The sequence below is a fragment of the Kitasatospora sp. NPDC058965 genome, assembly GCF_042741245.1.
GTDB lineage: Bacteria > Actinomycetota > Actinomycetes > Streptomycetales > Streptomycetaceae > Kitasatospora.
This window is the reverse complement of record NZ_JBHYKG010000043.1, coordinates 23,399-38,554: the sequence shown is the minus strand read 5'-3', so window position 1 is coordinate 38,554 and position 15,156 is coordinate 23,399. Positions and strand designations below refer to the sequence as shown.

The following is a 15,156-nucleotide window of genomic DNA, read 5'->3' as shown; positions in this document are numbered from 1 at the left end:
GTCCGCGGGGGATCGCCTACAACTCGCCGGGGTGGTCCCGGTCGAAGCGGGCCCGGGCGAGCGCGATGACCTCCTTGTGCCGCCGCGACCAGTCGGCCAGGTCGGCGACGGCCCGGGCCAGGCTCTCGCCCGTCGGGGTGAGGCGGTAGTCGGTCTGCGGCGGGATCGTCGGGTAGACGGTGCGCTCGACCAGGCCGTCGCGGACCAGGCGCTTGGTCGTGACGGTCAGCATCCGCTGCGAGATCCCGGGGACCGCGGCCTTCAACGCGCCGAAGCGGCGGACGCCCTTGGTCAGTTCGACGAGCACCAGGACCGACCAGCGGTCGCCGAGGCGGTCCAGGACGTCGCGGATCCCGCAGTCCTCGTCGCCGCAGGGCCCGTGCTCGTCCGCCCCCGTCGCGGGCAGCGCCCACGTCCGCACATCCGTCACCGGACCGGTCCCACCCCTTCGACGCCGTCCGCACCAGCAGGGACCGCGACGCCCGCGGCGCTGGTGCGCCTGAGACCCGGATCATAACCGTGCCGACCGGCGGGCCGCCGACCTGCAGGGTTACCGCCGTGTGCCCGGGTGCTCCGAAAGTGCCTCCTTACCCGACCGGCGCCGCGGGCGGAGCATCGTGGCTGTCCGCTTCTGGTGAGCGGCGTGCTGACGGAGGTTTGTGATGATTCTCGTGACCGGTGTCTCCGGTGGTCTCGGCGGCCTGATCCTGCGGGGCCTGTCCCGGCTCGACGGCATCGAGGTGGTGGCCGGCACCCGCGCGGCCGACGGCGTCACCGCGCGCCGCGTCGACTTCGACGACCCGCAGTCGCTCCCGGCCGCGTTCGCCGGCGTCGACGTCCTGCTCGTGGTGTCGGCCGGGTACGCCGAGGACGACGTCGTCCTCGCCCGGCACGGCGCGGTCGCCGACGCCGCCGCGCGGGCCGGGGTCAAGCACCTGATCTACACCAGCCTGGCCGCCTCCGGCGAGTCGATGACCATCGCCCTGCCGCACCGCTGGAGCGAGGACCGGTTCGCCGCCGGCCCCTACACCACCACGGTGCTGCGCAACGGCCTCTACACCGAGGTCCCCGTCGGTCTGGCCGCCGCCGGTGCCCGCGAGGCCGCGGCGACCGGCGTGTTCGCGGCGCCGTTCGGGGACGGCCGGATCTCGGTGGTGGCGAAGGAGGACCTCGCCGACGCGGCGGTCCGGGTGGCGGCCGAGTCGGACCGCGACCTGACCGCGGGCCGCCCCAGCCGCCATGCGGGGAAGGTCTACGAGCTCGAGGGCGGCACGGCCGTCGGCGGGGCCGACATCGCCGCCGTCCTCGCCGAGGCCCTCGGCCGCCCGGTGGCCTACCGGCCCGCCTCCCTGACGGAGACTCGACTCGCGCTGAACGGCAGCGGCCTGGAGCCGTACCAGATCACCCATGCGCTCTCGGTGTTCTCCACCATCATCGCGGGCCGCGCCGAGGCCGCCGGATCGGACCTGCCCCGGCTGCTCGCCACCGCCGAGCGCCCGGTGCGGGCCGCCCTCGCCCGGGCCGTCGGCGCAGCCGGTGCCGGCGGTGCCGAGGAGGCCTGAGAGGTGCCGAAGCCGACCAGGAGGCACCGAAGGAGGCCGCGGCCCGCGCGAGTAGGCTGCCTGCCATGATCAACTCAACGGGGGCCCAGGACGACGCCGAGCTGGCCGGACGCGCCGCACAGGCCGGGGCGGACGTGGTGCGGGCGATGTACGGCGAGCCGCTCGACCGGGTGGACAAGGGCGGCGGGGACTTCGCCACGGCGGCGGACCTCGCGGCGGAGCGGGCGATCCTGGCGGTGCTCCGGGCGGCTCGGCCCGCGGACGGGGTGCTCGGCGAGGAGGGCGGCGCGCAGGGCGGGGACGGCCCGCGGCAGTGGCTGGTCGATCCGCTCTGCGGCACCCTCAACTACGCCGTCGGCACCCGGGTGGTGGCGGTCAACGTGGCACTGCGGGGCGGGGCCGCCGCGGTGGCGGACCCGTTCGCCGGCGAGGTGCTCCGCACCGACGGCGTGTCGGCCTGGCTCCGCCGCGACGGCGTCGACACGCCGTTGCGGCCCAGCGCGGCCAGCCGTCTAGTGGACGTCAACCTCGACCCGCCGTTCCCCGGCGCGCCGCGGTTCCGCGCGGTGGAGCTGCTCGCCCACCCGGAGTTCGCGGCGAACTTCCGCCCCCGGGTGGTCTCCAGCACGCTGGCCCTCGCCTGGGTCGCCGCGGGCCGGCGGGCCGGCTACCTGACCGACGGCGGCGACCTGACCGGCAGCGTGCACTTCGCCGCGGGCATCGCGCTCTGCCGGGCGGCCGGCTGCGTGGTGACCGGCATCGACGGCGAACCGCTCGGTCCGCGCGGCCGCGGCCTGCTGGTGGCGGCCGACGCCGGGACCCACCGGCAGTTGCTGACGATGGTCCGGCGGGATCAGTAGCCCGCCTTGATCTTCTTCATCGTCAGGTGCGACTCCACCCGCAGGACGCCGGCCAGGCCGCTGAGCCGGCCGGTGAGGAACTTCTCGTACGCGGCGTGGTCCGGCACGGCGACGCGCAGGAAGTAGTCCGGCCGGCCGAAGAGCCGGCGCAGCTCGATCACCTCGGGGTACGCCGCCACCGTCTCCTCGAAGGCCTCGACGGTCTTCCGGTCGGTGGCGTACACCTCCACGTCCACCAGCACCTCCAGGTTCCGGCCGACCGCCTCCGGCGCGACCACCGCGTGGTAGCCGGTGATCACCCCGGCCTCCTCCAGCCGCTTGACCCGGCGCAGGCAGGGCGGCGGGGTGAGGCCCACCCGCTTGGCCAGCTCGACGTTGGTCAGCCGGCCGTCCTGCCGCAGATGGAACAAGATTTCACGATTGATGGCGTCGAGGCTCGGATCATTGCTCACAGGAGCAGGATACGGCCATGGTCCGACACCATAGAAGGGGCGAATTCTTCTAATATTTCCCCATGGCCATACCTTCCGCCGCCGAGTCCGGCGCACCACCGACCGCCCCGGCCGACCGGCCGGCCCCGCCCCGGCGCGCCGCCGACCTGCGCGCGGCGCTGCACGACTCGCGGACGGTCGGTCTGGGCCTGGTGCCGCTCGGTCTGGCCTTCGGCGCCTACGTCACCCACGCGGGCCTGGCCTGGTGGTGGGCCGGCGTGTTCACCACGGTGATCTACGCCGGCTCCTTCGAGTTCCTGCTGGTCGGCCTGGTCACCGCGGCCACCCCGGTGGCGGCCGTGGCGGTGACCGCGTTCCTGGTGAACGTGCGGCACGTCTTCTACGCGCTCTCCTTCCCGCTGCACCGGGTGCGGGGCCGGGCCGGCAAGGCGTACAGCACCTTCGCGATGATCGACGAGGCCTACGCGCTGACCACCACCGCGCAGGCCCGGGACTGGTCCGGCCGGCGGATCCTGTGGCTGCAGGGCCTGATGCAGTCCTACTGGGTCGGCAGCGCGGTGGTCGGCGCCCTGCTCGGGTCGCTGATCCCCCGTCGGGTGACCGGTCTGGACTTCGCGCTCACGGCCCTCTTCGCCGTCCTGGCGCTGGACGCCGTGCGCGAGCGCAAGGACGACCTGCCCACCCCGGCGCTGGCCCTGCTCTGCGCACTGGCGGCCCGGCTGGTCCTCCCCGGCCAGCTGCTGCTGACCGCGTTCACCCTGTTCACGGCCGGCCTGCTGGCCCGCCACCTGGTCAGGACCCGGAGGCCGAACGATGCCTGACGCCCGCTACCTCTTCGCGGCGGTCGCCGTCTCCGCCGCCGTCACCTGGGCCCTGCGCGCCCTCCCCTTCACCGCCCTGGCCCCCCTGCGCGCCAGCCGGACGGTGCAGTACCTGGGCGCCCGGATGCCGGCCGGGGTGATGGTGATCCTGCTGGTCTACTGCCTGCGCGACCTCCCCCTCGGCTCGCCCGCCCACGCGGCCGCACCACTGATCGCGCTCGCCGTCACGGTCGGCCTCCACCTGTGGCGCCGCAACGCGCTCCTCTCCATCCTCACCGGCACCGCGGTCAACGTGGCCCTGGCGAGCACCGTGTTCGGCCACTGAGGGACGGCGGCGCACGCCCGACCGGGGACGGCCCGACCCGGTGGCCGGGGCGCCGGGGCGCCGGGCGGTCCCGCTACCCGCGGCCCACGGGGCGCCAGACGCGCAGGTAGTCGGCCTGGGCGGTGATCGGGTCGTCGTTCTCGGGGGCCGGGTGCCAGTAGCCCGCGTCGATCGAGAGGTTGAGGATCAGGTAGGCGGTCCAGTTCGGGCCCACGCCCGTGTGGTCGGAGAAGACCAGCTTGCCGTTGAGGAACCAGTCGTTGTTGGTGGTGCCGTAGTGCACGCCGATGGTGATCCAGGCGCCCGGGTGGATCGCCGCGGCGTCGGTGTAGTAGAGGTGGGCCGGCCGGATCCGGTTGCTGAGTTCGAGCAGGTTCGGGTTGTCCGGGTGGTACTCGAAGGTGTCGATCTCGTTGCCGCCGTCCTTCCAGGTCCACAGCGCCGGCCAGGCGCCCGTCCCGGCGGGCAGCTGCAGCCGGACCTCGGCGAAGTCGCCGGGCTGCACCGTGAAGCCCTGCTGGCTGTACTCGGTGGTCAGCAGGCCGGTGTTCCAGGACATCAGGCCGTTCTCCAGGCGGTGCGTGCCCGGGGTGGCGGTGAAGCCGGCGACGCCGGTCCGGGTGGCCAGGGCGGCCGGGTCGAGCCAGTCGAGCTTGTCGTCGTCCGGGTTGTGGTTGCCGTAGCGGTAGGCGCTGGTCCGGTCGTCGGTCCAGGTGGGGCCGACGCCCAGCTCGCCGTTGAAGGTCTCGTTGAAGGCCAGCACGCCACTGGGCACCGGCGGAGTGGGCGGGGTCACCGGGAGGATCTTCAGCGTCCGGCTCGGCAGGTCGTGGTAGGTCGTGCCGACCCGGTAGAAGCCGAACTCGGTGTACGTCCCCGCCGGCAGCCGCTGCTGACCGGTCGTCAGCGTGTACCCGCCCGCACAGACCGTCACCCGGCCCGTGCTGCCGGGGAAGTCGTGGTTCTGGCCGTCCGCGTCGCGCACCCCGACGCCGAGCTCGTCCACCGTCAGGCACGCCGGGGCGTCGACGGTGAGCGTCGCCGCGAGCGGCCGGTCGGCGATCCCGCGGGTCGGGGTCAGGCTGACCTGGTGCAGGCCCGGCGTGGCGACGGTCAGGGTCTGGGTGGGCAGGTTGTAGTACGTGGAGCCGATCCGGTAGAAGCCGAACTCGGTGTACGTCCCTGCCGGCAGCCGCTGCTGACCGGTCGTCAGCGTGTAGCCGTCCGCGCAGATCCGCACCCGGCCGGTGGAGCCCGGGAAGTCCAGGTTCTGGTCGCTCGCGTCGCGCACCGCCACACCGAGCTCGTCCACCGTGACGCAGGCGCCGAGCGAGCCCACGGTGAGGGTGGCCGCCACCGGTGTGTCGGGCTGTGCGGTCGCCGGGGTGAGGCTGCGCTGCTGGATCGCCGGCACGGCACCGGCCGGGGCGGCCGGCAGCAGCGGCAGGAGCAGGGCCAGCGCCAGCGGGGCGACACGGCGGGGCAGGGACACGGGGCTCCGTTCGGGGTCGGGCGGGCGGGGCGGGCGGTGACGGTGCGGACGGGGACGGGGCGGACGGCGGCGTACCTGCGACGGGCGCGCCGGCAACGGGCGCACCGGCCGCGGGCCGCCGGTCGGGGCTCAGTCCACGTCGATCTCGAAGGCGCGCGAGCGGGAGGCCCCGGGGTGGTCCGGGTCGGCCACGGTCACCAGGCCGCCGGTCAGCCGCTCGCCCGCGCGCACGTCGTCGGCCGGGCGGACCGGCAGCAGCACCGTGGCGGTGCGCTCCAGCGGCAGGCCCTGGGGGAAGCTGCAGACCAGGTCGGGGCCGGCCGGGTCCGGGTGGCAGGTGTGCGGGAAGAAGGCGCCGAAGGCGAAGGCCCGCGCGGGCAGGTGGACGGTGGCCGTGAACTCCGCGTCCACCGCGGCCGGGCCGTAGTTGGCGATCAGCACGCGCAACGTGGTGGTGCCGCGGCGCGGCAGGCGGTCCACCGAGACCGCGACCACGTCGAGGCCGCCGGGGTTCCCGTCGGCCGGGGCCGCGCCGGACCCGTCGGCGGGCCCGTCCACGGGCGCGCCGGCGGGCGGGTCGGTGGGCGCACCGGGCGCCGCGGATCCGGCGCCGGGCGGGGAGCCCGCAGCGGTCGCCGCGGGCTCCTGGCCCAGCGGCGCCTCGATCGGCCCGTGCGCGCGGACCGCCGCGGGGGCCGCCCGGGTCAGGGTCACCGCCGGTGCGCCGGCGTCGGGGGCCGCACCGCCGACCGCCATCGCCGTACCGGTTCCGGCGGCGCAGACCGCCGCCGCGAGCCCGAGCCGCCACCGACCCACCTGCCACAACCGAGACACGCGCGCTCTCCTGTCCACTCGCCGTCGGTGCGTCAGCAGCATCTGGCGGCGGGCGGCGGCGCGCCGGGAGGGCACACCGGGTGATCTTGCGCTTGCACCCGTGCGGAGCAGTGGCACGCCCGGGACCGACGCCCGCCGGACCGTCAACGGCCGATCAGCGGGCGATTACGGTTGGGCAGCAATGTACGCACCCGGAGCATCCGCCGTGGGGCGCCCCGGGTAGCGTGACGGACACGGGCCACGGGGAAGGGCCCGCCACGGGGACGGCCGTCGGCCGACAATGCAGGGGGGAACGGGGACACATGGTGCCCGAGCACGAGGAGCAGCGATCGCCCGAGGCCGCCGGGCCGGGGGCGGCTGCGCCGCAGCCGCCGGAGTCCGAGCCTTCGCCCGCCGGGGTCCCCGAGGACCTGCCCGCCGAGGAACCGAGCGCTGCCGAATCGGGCGCCGGGACCCCGCCCGCCGAAGAGCCCCGCAGCGCCACACCCCGCGCGGAAGGCCCGGGCGCCGGGACCCCGCCCGACGAAGAGCCCCGCAGCGCCACACCCCGCGCGGAAGGCCCGGGCGCCGACGCACCGCGCACCGAGGAGCCGCGCACCGAGGAGCCGCGCACCGCCGCACCCGCCCAGGAGCGGTGGGTCGACGCCCTCTGGTCGAACGAGCCGGCCGAGGAGCCCTGGCTCGACGAGCCGCCCGCGGAACACCTCGCCCACTGGCCGGAGGAGGACGCCGACGGGCTCGACGCCGAGGAACTCGACCCCGACCGGCCCGCCGCCGGCACCCTCTCCCGCCGCTCCCGGCGGACGGTCCTGGCGGCCGTCGCCGTGGTCGGCGCGGGCCTGCTGACCGTCGGCGGCATCGGTGCGTACAACCTCTTCTCCGCGGTCTTCGCCCACGGCACTCGGAGCAGCGTCACCGACCCCGTCGCGCAGGCCCCGCAGCCGGTCGGGCTGCCCGACGTCGCGCTGGCCCGCAGCACGGCGGCCGCCTTCCTGGCCGACTGGAGCAAGGGCGACCTGGAGGGCGCGGGCGCGCTGACCGACCGTCCGGACACCGCGACCGAGCACCTGACGGACTTCCGCACCGGGCTCGCCTTCAGCTCGCTCGCCCTGGCCCTGCAACCGCCGACCGGTGCCGCACCGACGCCGGCCGACCCGAGCGGCGGCCTGCCGGTCCCGTTCACCGTCACCCTGACCTTCCCGGACGCCGCCGCACCGTGGCAGTACGACGGTTGGCTCGGCGTGTTGCGCACCGGCAACGGCAAGGCCGTGGTGCACTGGGCCAACACCGTGCTGCACCCGGCGCTGGGCCCCCAGCAGAGCCTCTCGGTCCAGGCGGTGGCCGCCGCCCCCGTGCAGTACACCGACCGCAACGGTCGCCCGCTGGACGGCTTCCGCTCGCTGGCCCCGCTGCTCGCGGCGCTGCGGGACGGTGCCGACACCGGCGCCCCGGGGCCCGCCGCCACCGACCCGTCGGCGGCCAACGGCCGCCAGGTGGTCATCCAGGACCTGGGCGGCGGCAAGGCGCAGCAGGTGCACCTGATCTCCGCCCCGCCGGGCGCGCCGCAGCAGAAGCTGACCATCGACGCCGACCTGCAGCAGGCCGCGGAGCAGGCGGTCGACTCCGCGGCGGCGGGCGGCCACCCGGCCTCGCTGGTCGCGATCGAACCGAGCACCGGCCGCGTCCTGGCGGTGGCCAACTCCCACGGCGACCCGTCCGACCCGGCCCTGACGGCGGTGCAGGCGCCCGGCTCCACCATGAAGGTCGTCACCGCGGCCGCCCTGCTGGCCGCCGGAGACACGCCGAGCACGGGCGTGGCCTGCCCGGACACGACCAACTCGCCCCGCGCCTGGCACAACGACTTCGCGGGGAGCTTCCCCGACTACACCCTCACGGACGACTTCGCCCACTCCTGCAACACCGCGTTCATCGCGGAGAGCCTGGCGAAGCTCTCCCCGGGCACCCTCGGCCAGGTCGCCAAGGAGCAGTTCGGGCTCGGCCTGACCTGGTCGCTGGCACCGGGGGTGCACAGCGCCGACGCCAAGGTCCCGATGCCCGTCGACCGCGACGACTTCGCCTCCTCGGTGATCGGGCAGTCGACCATCGAGGCCAACGCGCTGGCCATGGCCTCGGTCGCGGCCACCGTGCAGAACGGCACCTTCCGCCAGCCCGTCCTGCTGCCCGGCCAGCAGCAGGTGTCCGCCGCCCGGCCGCTGACCGCCCAACAGGCCGACGGGCTGCGCGGCATGATGGCCGCCACCGCCGCGCGCGGCACCGCCCAGAAGCCGATGGCCGGGATCGGCGGCCGGGTCGGGGCCAAGACCGGTACCGCCGAGAACAGCACCGGGACCGACAACAGCTGGTTCACCGCCTACCGCGACGACCTCGCCGTGGCGGTCGAGGTCCAGCAGGGCGGCATGGGCGCGGACGCCGCGGGCGGCGTGGCGGCCCAGGTGCTGAAGGTCGGCAACGGGTGACGGACCGTCAGGAGTGCTGCTTGCGGTAGCGCTTGGCGAGCGCCGGGTCGTTCTCCCACCAGAGCGCGGAGACCGGCTCCGGCGCCGCCGGAGCCGACGGGGTCGGTGCCGGCGACTCCTCCGCCGCGGCGGGCGTGCCGAGCGCCCCGGCCCGGAACAGCACCCCCGGCAGGGCGTGTCCCAGGACGGCGAGGAGCAGGGCCGTCACCAAGCCGTAGATCGGCGGCACCCCCATGCAGCACCCCAGCGGCAGTACCGCCGCCAGCCGCAGCCCGGTGCTCCGCGCGGACACCAGGAACTCCTGCCCCTCGGCCACCTCCGCGGTGACCGTGTTGGAACGGGTCCGGTCCAGCGCCGTCACCCGGACGGTGTGCCGCCCCGGTGACACCGGGAACCGCGCGGCCTCCCCCTGGCGGACCCGGCCGACGAACACGCCGTCGATCACCACCCGGAACCGCCCGGCACGACTGAACCTCGGCGGCTCCGCGTACACCGCGACCGTCGTGCTCACTGGCCCCCCTCACCTGCAATGATCATCCGAAGCTGCGCCAGCGTAGGGGACCGCCCCGGACCGGACAAGTCCGTTCCGGCCCGCCGGACGCACCGCTCACGCGCCCTCCAGCAGCGCGACCTCCTCGTCCGTCAGCCGCAGGCCACCGGCGGCCACGTTCTGCTCCAGGTGCGCCGGGTTGCCGGTGCCGGGGATGGCCAGCACGTGCGGGCCCTGGTGCAGCGTCCAGGCGAGCCGGACCTGCGCCGTCGTCGCACCGTGCGCGTCGGCCACCGCCTGCACCCGCTCGTTCGCCGCACCGGCCGCCGCCGCACCGCGCTCGCGGCCGGCCCCCGCGATGGTGAAGTACGGCACGAAGGCGATCCCCAGCTCGCCGCAGTGGCGCAGCATCTCGTCCTGGCCCCGGTGGTCCAGGTGGAACCGGTTCTGCACGCAGACCACCGGGGCGATCGCCCGTGCCTCGGCGAGCTGGGCGGCCGTCACGTTCGACACGCCGAGCTCGCGGACCAGGCCCGCCGTGCGCAGCTCGGCCAGGGCACCGAAGTGCTCGGCGATCGAGGTCTGGTCCATCCGGCGCAGGTTCACCAGGTCCAGCTGGTCGCGGCCGAGCTGGCGCAGGTTCTCCTCGACCTGGCCGCGCAGCTGGTCCGGGCGGGCCGCGGACCACTCGCCCGACGGGTCGCGGCCCGGTCCGACCTTGGTGGCGATCACCACGTCCGTCGAACGGTCGCCGAGCGCGGAGTTGATCAGCTCGTTGGCCGACCGCAGCTGCGAGAAGTAGAACGCGGCGGTGTCGATGTGGTTCACCCCGAGCTCCACCGCGCGCCGCACCACCTGGATCGAGGTCCGCCGGTCGCTCGGCGTGCCCAGGTCGAAGGCCGCGCTCCCGGTCAGGCGCATGGCGCCCAGACCGATCCGGTGCACCGTCAGCCCGCCGAGCCGCCAGGCTCCGGCCTGTGCGGCGGACGGCCGTCCGGCGGACGGCTGCGCGGCGGACGGCTGCGCGGCGGACGGCTGCGCGGCGGTGTGCAGAAGGGTCACGTTGGTCCTCTCCCCGTGGATCGATGCTCGTCGATCATGATGGTTCGGACACCGCCGGGAAAGCCCCGACGGCCTGGCGGAATGTCACATCCGCGCGGGGAACTCCGGCGGGCACCGGCTCGTTCGAACAGGTACCAGCGCACCGCACCCCGCAGGAGGTCCGATGCCCGCCGAGCCCCGCACGGTGCGCGCGGCACTGCCGCCCACCGAGGCGCGCCACCCGCTCAGCACGGCGCTCGACGATCTCGACACCCTCCCCCTGCTGGAACTGATCAACGACCAGGACGCCACCGTGCCCGGCGCCGTGCGGGCCGCGCTGCCCCAGCTCGCCGCGCTGGTGGAGGCGGGGTTGGCCGCGCTGCGCGGCGGCGGGCGGGTGCACTACTACGGCGCGGGCGCGGGCGGGCGGATCGCGCTGGGGGACGCGCTGGAGCTCGGGCCCACCTACGGCGTCGGGCCCGAGGCGGTGCTGGCCCACCTGGCCGGCGGCCCGGCCGCGGCGACGGGGGCGGTGGAGGCGGCGGAGGACGGCGCACCGGATCCGGTCGACCCCGACCGCCCGGTGGCGGGCGACCTGGTCATCGGCGTCACCGCGTCGGGGCGGACCCCCTACGTGGCGCGGGCGCTGGCCGACGCGCGGGCGGCGGGAGCCGTGACGGCACTGCTCTCGGGCGATCCCGCAGCGGCGGCCGCCGTCCACGCCGACCTGCACGTGGTCCTGGCGACGGGGCCCGAGGTGGTGACCGGCTCGACCCGGATGAAGGCGGGCACCGCGCAGAAGCTGGCGCTCAACGCCTTCTCCACGGCGCTGATGGTGCGCAGCGGGCGCACCTGGTCCAACCTGATGGTCGCGGCCTCCGCCCGGAACGGGAAGCTGCGCGCCCGGGCGGTACGCACCCTGGTCACCGCCTGCGGCGTGACGACGGAGCGGGCCACCGCGTGCCTGGACGCCTGCGGGGACGAGACGGCCACCGCACTGGTCGTGCTCACCACCGGCGCCGCACCCGCCCGGGCCCGCGCCGCGCTCGCCGCCCACGGCGGTCGGCCCTTCGCCGCGGTCCGCGCACTCGCGGGGGCGGCCGACGCCGACGGGGCAGCGGCTGCCGAAGGGGCCCGGGAGTGAGCGGGCTCAGCCTCGGCCTGGACGTCGGCGGCACCCGGACCCGCGCCGTCCTGCTGGACGCGGCCGGCGCCGTCCACGGGCGTGGTGAGGCCGGCGGCGGCAACCCGGCGGGCCACGGCGCGCAGGCGGCGCTGGTCCAGCTCTCGGCCGCCGTCCGGGACGCGCTCGGCGCCACCGGCCGGGAGCGGGTGACGGACTGTCTGGTCGGCCTGGCCGGCTACCGCGCCCTGCCCGACCCGCAGGAGTTCGCGGACCGCTGCCGCGCGGCCTTCGGGTTGCGCTGCCCGGTCCGGCTGGTCCCGGACGCCGTACCCGCCCTGGCCGCGGGCGGCGTCGAGCACGGCACCGGCACGGTGCTGATCGCGGGGACGGGATCGGTGTGCGTCGGCCTGACGGACCATCATGTCCGCGGCCAGGAGGGCGGGCTGGGCTGGCTACTGGGTGACGAGGGCAGCGGGTTCTGGCTCGGCCGGGCCGCCCTGCAGCACGCCCTGCGCGCACCGCAGGACCCGCTGGGCGCCGCCGTCCTGGCGCACTGCCGGGCCACCACGCCGACGGAGCTGGTCTGTTGGGCCTACGCCGACAGCCCGCGCCGGCTGGCCGCGCTGGCGCCGCTGGTCACCCGGGCCGCCGACCGGGGCGAGGCCGCCGCCCTGGCCCTCACCCACCGCGCCGCCGCCGACCTGGCCGCCCTCGCCCGCACCGCCGCCCGCCCGGGCGAACCCCTGGTCCTGGCCGGCTCGGTCGCCACCGCCCCCGGCCCGCTGCGCACCGAACTCCTCACCCTGCTGGCCGACTTCGCCCCGCGCCTGCCCGTGACGGACGCGGCGACGGCGGCGGCCCGGCTGGCCCGACTGGCCCGGTCCAGCTGAGGCCGGCCCGGCTGCCCCGCCGGGCGGGTCAGCCGGGCAGCCCGTACCCGGAACTCCCCGCCAGCAGCCGCCGGTAGAGCTCGGGCTGCGCCTCGGCCACCGCCCGGACCCGGGCCAGCAGTGGCGCGTCGGCGGCCGGGTAGCGGTCCGGCTCCAACGGGAAGGCGCACTGCAGCCGCAGTCGGGGCTGCTCCTCCGGACACCGCACGAACGCCTCGGCGGCCGCCCGCCAGAGCGCGGGCCACAGGTCGTCGACCCGGTCCTCGGGCCGCCAGCACGGGTGCTGCGCGTCGTGCTCCAGCAGCGCGCGGGCCTGGTCCCCGGCGAGGGTGCCCTGGCGGACAGCGGCGATGATCCCGTCCCGCCGGTGGTTCGGACGCCACACGCCCACCCAGTACGCGGCGGCGCACGCATTCGCCCGCGCCGCCGAACCTCCGCTCCCGGCCCGGGTGATGAGGAACGCGAGCACCGGCCGCCGACCGAGCGCCGCGATCAGCGGGAAGGCCAACTGGCTGGTGAGGTTGGTGTCCAGGACCAGCAGCGGCAGCACCCGGTCGGCGGTGCGGACGGCCAGCCCGGGGTCCGCCGCCAGCGCCCGGCCGATCCGCAGCCGGACGGCCTCCAGTTGCTCGTACCGCTGCTGCGCCCGGGCGTCGGCACCCGACGGCTCGATCAAGTCCTGTCGGAGATGGTGGAGCAGTTCGTCGAGCGACTGCTGCAGCACGCTGGTGTTCATCTGACCGCTCCCCCTGCGGATCGACATTCCGGCCCCAGCCTACTGCCGCCGATCTTGGCGGTGCCCGTGGGGCGGGGGTGGCGCGAGCCCGGGCCCGCCCCACCGACCGGGGCGCGCACCGACCCGTCCCGTGCCCGCCCCTACAATCGCCGCAGGTCGACGGGAGGGACCCATGTTCAAGTCACGCAAGCGCCAGCCGAAGCTGACGGACCGCCAGGGCGAGGGCGCCGTCAAGGGCGTCGCCCTGCTGCTGCCGGGCGGCGCGGTCCGCTCGCACTTCGGACCGCTGAAGATCGCCGAGTTGGGCCTGCGCGAGTTGCAGGTCGAACTGACCGAGCGCGGCCGGCCGCACGGGATCGCCGTGCACCTGCTGCGCTACCGGTACGCCGGCTGGAACGGGGCGGACGCCGACACGGCCACCGACACCCGCTGGGCGCTGGCCGAACTCGCCGCCCGCTACGGCGAGGTGCCGGTGGTCCTGATCGGCAACTCGCTCGGCGGCCGGGCGGCCTTCTGGGAGGCGGGCGACCCCCGGGTGGTCGGCGTCGCCGGGATCGCGCCGTGGCTCCCCGAGGGCGACCCGGTGGCGCACCTGGCGGGCCGCCAGGTGCTGATCATCCACGGTGACCGCGACCGCAGCGCGGCGAGCGCGGCCAAGTCCCTCGCCTACGCCGAGCGCGCCCGGGCGGTCGTCCCCGGCCTGGCCCGGTACGAGGCGGCCGGGGGCAACCACTACCTGGTCAAGCAGGCCGATCCGGTCCGCGCCCTGACCACCGCCTTCGTCCTCTCCGTGCTGGGCCCCGAGCCGTCCCCGCTGGTGGCGGGCGAGTTGCACACGCCGCTGCCGCCGCGCGCTCCGGCGGCCTGAGGCAGGCACCGGAGTCGGCTCCGGGCCTCAGTGCTCGGCGCCGTCGTGGACCCGCAGCAGCACCTGCTGCACGGCGTCCGGGCCGGCCGGGCCGGCGACCAGCAGGAAGAGGTTCTCGTCGTACCAGGTGCAGGTGGTGCGGCTGTCGTGCTGGTCCTGGTAGCAGTCGGCGGTCCCGGCGATCGGCAACTGCGGGTGGGTGGCAGTGGCGTCCGAGGCGGCCGGGGCGTTGGCGGTGAGCCACGGCTCCACCTGGCCGTGCTCGTTGGGCCCGCTCATCACGACCCAGACGGTGGGCGTGCCCGCGGCGTCGCCGTACACGCCCTGGCGCACACCGGTCAGCCCGGCGCCGGGGACCCGGCTGGTGCCGGGCCAGGTCCGGGGTTCCTCGGCCGACTGGAGCTGACGCTTCCCCTCAACGGTCTTCGGCAGCGCGATCACGGCCGGGTCGTGCCCGGTGCCGGGCGCGCTGCCGCTGCTCCGGTGCGCCACGAAGAGCACGCCGAGCAGCACCGCCAGCACCAGCACGACCAGCACGCCGACCAGCCCGCCACCGCTGCCCGACCGTGCCGACGTGGTACCCCCCGTGGTCATCCTCAGCCCCCCGGCCTCTGCAGCGCCCCGTGTCCGAACCGCTTCGGAGGACGCGGTGCGCACTCCGGCGGTTCCACCGGAGCACCTTACGGTGGGCCACCCGGGAACCAGTAGGGTGGGCCGCCCGTCCAACGCGTATGTACGGAGTCCTGGTGCACCGACGCCGCCTCGCCCTCGCCACCACTGCCGTCGCGCTGCCGCTCGTGCTCGGCGCCTGCTCGGGACACGGCGGCGGCTCGCCGTCGCCCGTCGCGCCCGCGTCGAGCACGGCCGCCGCCACCACCCCCGCCGTGCCGACGGACAGCCCGTTCGGCGGACCGGCCGCGTCACCGCCGGCCTCCGCGCCCAGCGCCACGGCCACCTCCCACCCGGTGCCCGGCTCCGGCACCGGGTCCGGGTCCGCCGCCCCGGTCACCGCCCCCGGCGCGCCCCGGACCACCTCGCCGGGCCCGGCGGGCGCGCCTTCCGCGACCGCCCCGGGCGACCCCGAGAACCCGGTGGACCCGCTGCACCGCACCTCGCCGACGGCCCCGCGGTAGCCGGTCCCGCCCCACCACCTGCGGAAATCGGGTGTCGGCCGGGCCCCGC

17 protein-coding genes are annotated in these 15,156 nt (G+C 76.1%); 9 read left to right on the top strand and 8 right to left on the bottom strand.

Going from position 1 to position 15,156, the window contains the following annotated elements:
* Positions 1 to 16: 16 nt before the first annotated feature.
* Positions 17 to 430 carry a winged helix-turn-helix transcriptional regulator gene (locus ACFW1A_RS10385; protein ID WP_380407160.1) on the bottom strand — a complete coding sequence of 138 codons (414 nt, stop codon included), beginning with the start codon at positions 428 to 430 and terminating at the stop codon, positions 17 to 19.
* Positions 431 to 662: 232 nt separating this feature from the next.
* On the opposite strand from ACFW1A_RS10385, the gene ACFW1A_RS10380 reads away from it, so the two are divergent.
* Complete coding sequence (locus tag ACFW1A_RS10380; protein ID WP_380407158.1) at positions 663 to 1,562, top strand: NmrA family NAD(P)-binding protein; 900 nt, start codon at positions 663 to 665, stop codon at positions 1,560 to 1,562.
* 65 nt (positions 1,563 to 1,627) lie between these two features.
* Positions 1,628 to 2,422, top strand: a complete 795-nt coding sequence (locus tag ACFW1A_RS10375; protein WP_380407156.1) for an inositol monophosphatase family protein — start codon at positions 1,628 to 1,630, stop codon at positions 2,420 to 2,422.
* On the opposite strand, the gene ACFW1A_RS10370 is transcribed toward ACFW1A_RS10375, so the two are convergent.
* Complete coding sequence (locus tag ACFW1A_RS10370; RefSeq protein ID WP_380407154.1) at positions 2,416 to 2,874, bottom strand: Lrp/AsnC family transcriptional regulator; 459 nt, start codon at positions 2,872 to 2,874, stop codon at positions 2,416 to 2,418. The two genes, ACFW1A_RS10375 and ACFW1A_RS10370, sit on opposite strands and share 7 nt — an antisense overlap.
* A gap of 62 nt (positions 2,875 to 2,936) precedes the next feature.
* Between ACFW1A_RS10370 and ACFW1A_RS10365 the strand changes: the two genes are divergently transcribed.
* Both ACFW1A_RS10365 and ACFW1A_RS10360 read left to right on the top strand, forming a co-directional pair.
* Positions 2,937 to 3,695, top strand: a complete 759-nt coding sequence (locus ACFW1A_RS10365; protein ID WP_380407152.1) for an AzlC family ABC transporter permease — start codon at positions 2,937 to 2,939, stop codon at positions 3,693 to 3,695.
* Complete coding sequence (locus ACFW1A_RS10360) at positions 3,688 to 4,020, top strand: branched-chain amino acid transporter permease (protein WP_380407150.1); 333 nt, start codon at positions 3,688 to 3,690, stop codon at positions 4,018 to 4,020. Before ACFW1A_RS10365 ends, ACFW1A_RS10360 begins: the two co-directional genes overlap by 8 nt.
* 73 nt (positions 4,021 to 4,093) lie before the next feature.
* Here ACFW1A_RS10360 and ACFW1A_RS10355 read toward each other — a convergent pair whose 3' ends face one another.
* Together ACFW1A_RS10355 and ACFW1A_RS10350 are read right to left on the bottom strand one after the other, a co-directional pair.
* On the bottom strand, positions 4,094 to 5,512 hold the full coding sequence (locus tag ACFW1A_RS10355) for a hypothetical protein (protein WP_380407147.1): 1,419 nt from the start codon (positions 5,510 to 5,512) through the stop codon (positions 4,094 to 4,096).
* 129 nt (positions 5,513 to 5,641) lie between these two features.
* Positions 5,642 to 6,346: a hypothetical protein gene (locus ACFW1A_RS10350; RefSeq protein ID WP_380407144.1), complete on the bottom strand. Its 705-nt coding sequence runs from the start codon at positions 6,344 to 6,346 to the stop codon at positions 5,642 to 5,644.
* 302 nt (positions 6,347 to 6,648) lie between these two features.
* Between ACFW1A_RS10350 and ACFW1A_RS10345 the strand changes: the two genes are divergently transcribed.
* Positions 6,649 to 8,823 (top strand): penicillin-binding transpeptidase domain-containing protein, encoded by a 2,175-nt coding sequence (locus ACFW1A_RS10345; protein WP_380407142.1) that lies wholly within the window; start codon positions 6,649 to 6,651, stop codon positions 8,821 to 8,823.
* Between the two features lie 7 nt (positions 8,824 to 8,830).
* Here ACFW1A_RS10345 and ACFW1A_RS10340 read toward each other — a convergent pair whose 3' ends face one another.
* On the bottom strand, positions 8,831 to 9,334 hold the full coding sequence (locus tag ACFW1A_RS10340) for a hypothetical protein (protein ID WP_380407140.1): 504 nt from the start codon (positions 9,332 to 9,334) through the stop codon (positions 8,831 to 8,833).
* A gap of 96 nt (positions 9,335 to 9,430) precedes the next feature.
* Complete coding sequence (locus ACFW1A_RS10335; RefSeq protein WP_380407162.1) at positions 9,431 to 10,264, bottom strand: aldo/keto reductase; 834 nt, start codon at positions 10,262 to 10,264, stop codon at positions 9,431 to 9,433.
* A 274-nt stretch (positions 10,265 to 10,538) separates the two neighbouring features.
* Between ACFW1A_RS10335 and ACFW1A_RS10330 the strand changes: the two genes are divergently transcribed.
* Complete coding sequence (locus tag ACFW1A_RS10330) at positions 10,539 to 11,498, top strand: N-acetylmuramic acid 6-phosphate etherase (RefSeq protein ID WP_380407138.1); 960 nt, start codon at positions 10,539 to 10,541, stop codon at positions 11,496 to 11,498.
* Entirely contained in the window at positions 11,495 to 12,370 is an 876-nt protein-coding gene (locus tag ACFW1A_RS10325; RefSeq protein WP_380407136.1) for an N-acetylglucosamine kinase, read from the top strand. The genes ACFW1A_RS10330 and ACFW1A_RS10325 overlap by 4 nt, the downstream gene beginning before the upstream one ends.
* Positions 12,371 to 12,398: 28 nt before the next feature.
* Here ACFW1A_RS10325 and ACFW1A_RS10320 read toward each other — a convergent pair whose 3' ends face one another.
* A complete protein-coding gene (locus tag ACFW1A_RS10320; protein ID WP_380407134.1) occupies positions 12,399 to 13,106 on the bottom strand; it encodes a hypothetical protein in 708 nt (235 codons plus the stop codon).
* Between the two features lie 172 nt (positions 13,107 to 13,278).
* On the opposite strand from ACFW1A_RS10320, the gene ACFW1A_RS10315 reads away from it, so the two are divergent.
* Positions 13,279 to 13,974, top strand: coding sequence for an alpha/beta hydrolase (locus ACFW1A_RS10315; protein ID WP_380407132.1), 696 nt, complete (start codon positions 13,279 to 13,281; stop codon positions 13,972 to 13,974).
* Positions 13,975 to 14,001: 27 nt separating this feature from the next.
* Here the strand turns inward: ACFW1A_RS10315 and ACFW1A_RS10310 are convergent, their stop codons facing one another.
* Positions 14,002 to 14,568 carry a hypothetical protein gene (locus ACFW1A_RS10310; protein WP_380407130.1) on the bottom strand — a complete coding sequence of 189 codons (567 nt, stop codon included), beginning with the start codon at positions 14,566 to 14,568 and terminating at the stop codon, positions 14,002 to 14,004.
* Between the two features lie 152 nt (positions 14,569 to 14,720).
* On the opposite strand from ACFW1A_RS10310, the gene ACFW1A_RS10305 reads away from it, so the two are divergent.
* Positions 14,721 to 15,107, top strand: coding sequence for a hypothetical protein (locus tag ACFW1A_RS10305; RefSeq protein WP_380407128.1), 387 nt, complete (start codon positions 14,721 to 14,723; stop codon positions 15,105 to 15,107).
* The last annotated feature ends 49 nt before the right edge of the window (positions 15,108 to 15,156 follow it).